3 protein-coding genes are annotated in these 2,169 nt (G+C 73.1%); all 3 read right to left on the bottom strand.

Annotation, left to right across the window (positions count from 1 at the left end; all coding sequences use genetic code 11):
• A partial coding sequence (locus N4P33_RS34830) for an Ada metal-binding domain-containing protein (protein WP_313904633.1) occupies window positions 1–130 on the bottom strand: 130 nt, incomplete at its 3' end.
• A 153-nt stretch (window positions 131–283) separates the two neighbouring features.
• Entirely contained in the window at window positions 284–1,381 is a 1,098-nt protein-coding gene (gene rsgA, locus N4P33_RS34825) for a ribosome small subunit-dependent GTPase A (RefSeq protein WP_260830911.1), read from the bottom strand.
• A gap of 277 nt (window positions 1,382–1,658) precedes the next feature.
• Window positions 1,659–2,169 (bottom strand): cellulose-binding domain-containing protein (locus N4P33_RS34820; protein WP_260830910.1); only part of this gene is annotated, 511 nt, incomplete at its 5' end.

Here is a 2,169-nt window from a genome sequence, read left to right as displayed (position 1 = left end):
GCTGTCGCGGGGTGACGGCGGGGCAGCTGGGCCGGCAGTAGATGCCGGTCGTCTCGACGGCGAAGAAGAAGACTCCGTCGAAGCGGCCGTCCCGGCTGCGCACCGCCTCGTACCTGCTGGTTTCGTCCATCACACGGTCCAGTCTCCGCCATGCCGGGGGCTGTGGCTGGCGGAAATCGGACATGGAGGTGGGGTGGGAGGCGATGGGCGGCTGCGGGTCCGTCGTGGCTGGTCGCGCAGTTCCCCGCGCCCCTTGCGGGGTTGCCCCCACCTCCCTTGTCAGCTACCGCCGATAACCACCCCGCTTGACCTCCATCGCCGCCCTCGCCTCCGCGCCCTTGCGCTTCCAGTCCTTCCGGATCTCCGCGCGGAGCCGTGCGTCGGACTGGGCGACGATGCGCTGGTTCTCGCGGACCAGCTTGCGGTAGCTGTCCAGGCGGCGTTGCGGGAGGTCGCCGTCGTCGATGGCCTGCTGGACCGCGCACCCGGGCTCGCTCTCGTGGGCGCAGTCGTGGAACCGGCAGCCCTCGGCGAGCGCCTCGATCTCGGAGAACACCTGGCCGACGCCGCCGCCCGCGTCCCACAGGCCCACGCCCCGCAGTCCCGGTGTGTCGATGAGGACACCGCCGCCGGGCAGGGCGAGCAGATTGCGGGTGGTCGTGGTGTGGCGGCCCTTGCCGTCGACGTCACGGGCGGCCTGGACGGCCATGACGTCCTCGCCGAGCAGCGCGTTGGCGAGGGTGGACTTGCCGGCGCCGGACTGGCCCAGCAGCACGGTCGTACCGCCGGAGGCGACCGCGGCGAGGACGTCGAGGCCGTCCCCGTCGCGCGCGCTGACGGTGAACACCGGCACGCCGGGCGCGCTGGTCTCGACGTCCTGCACGAGGTGCGCCCGTGTCACCGGGTCGGGCACCAGGTCGGCCTTGGTGAGGACGACCAGCGGCTGCGCCCCGGACTCCCAGGCGAGCGCGGCGAACCGTTCGATCCGGCCCAGGTCGAGCTCGACGGCGAGGGAGACGGCGATCACGGCCTGGTCGACGTTGGCGGCGAGGATCTGCCCCTCGGACCGCTTGGAGGAGGCGGAGCGCACGAAGGCGGTACGGCGGGGCAGATACGCGCGTACGTAGCGGGGGTTGCCCGCGGGTTCGACGGCGACCCAGTCACCGGTGCAGACGACCTTCAGCGGGTCGTGCGGGGTGACGAACGCCGTGTCGGCCCGTACGGTCCCGTCGGCGGTGACGACGTCGCACTGGCCGCGGTCGACGCGCACCACGCGCCCGGGCAGCAGCCCTTGCGCGTCGTACGGGGCGAACGCCTCGGCCCATGCGTGGTCCCAGCCGTAGGTGGACAGCACGGAGGGTGTGGCGGAGGTGGAAGTCAACGGGTGACCCTTCACAGGGTGGCCCCGGCAGCCGCGCCGCGTGCGGGCGCGGAACAGGTAAGGGTGAGGTCAGCCGGTGGCCACGGAGGTGGACGTGACGGTTTCCTGGATGCGGGCAATGCCCGTCGCAGTGACAGCCATCGGTCGGCACCTCCTCACTCGCGCACACGCCGCCCCTGGCGACGCTCCGGTACGGCGGCCGGACGGCCTCCGTGTGATGCGTGGTCACAGTAGTCCGCCGGTGCCCCAGCGCGTCAACGGGTTTTTCCGCGCGGCCTCATGTCAGCACGCAGGGGTGGCCGTTGAGGGTGAAGCCGGTCGGCGGGGCGTTGGTGCCGCTCCACGCTCCGATGAAGCCGAAGGTGGCCTCTTCGCCGGCGCGGAGCGACGCGTTGTAGTCGGGGGCGGTCGCGGTCACGAGGGCGCCTTTCTGGCTCGCCTCGGCGTCCCACATCTGGCGGATCCGCTGGCCGTCGCGGAAGGAGAAGGTGACGCGCCAGGAGTCGACGGCTTCCTGGCTGGTGACGGTGACGGTGGACTCGAAGCCGTCGGGCCACTGGTGCACCAGGTCGTAGTCGACCAGGCAGGTCGCGGGGCCGCCGCCGGGGGTCGTCCCGGGTGCGGCGGTGGCGGAGGAGGTGCCCTGGGGCTCGGGGTCGGGGTGCTCGCGGCCCTTCTCGGTGGTGCGGCCCGGGGACGGGCGCGCGGTGCGGGGTGACGGGGTGCCCGTGTCCTCGGGGGCGGTGGCGGTCGGGGTGCCGGTGAAGGCGTCGGGCGGCAGGGAGGCG

It is taken from the genome of Streptomyces sp. 15-116A (assembly GCF_025290915.1).
Taxonomy (GTDB): domain Bacteria; phylum Actinomycetota; class Actinomycetes; order Streptomycetales; family Streptomycetaceae; genus Streptomyces.
Note: the sequence above shows the minus strand (reverse complement) of the source record. Positions and strands in the feature narration are given on the sequence as shown.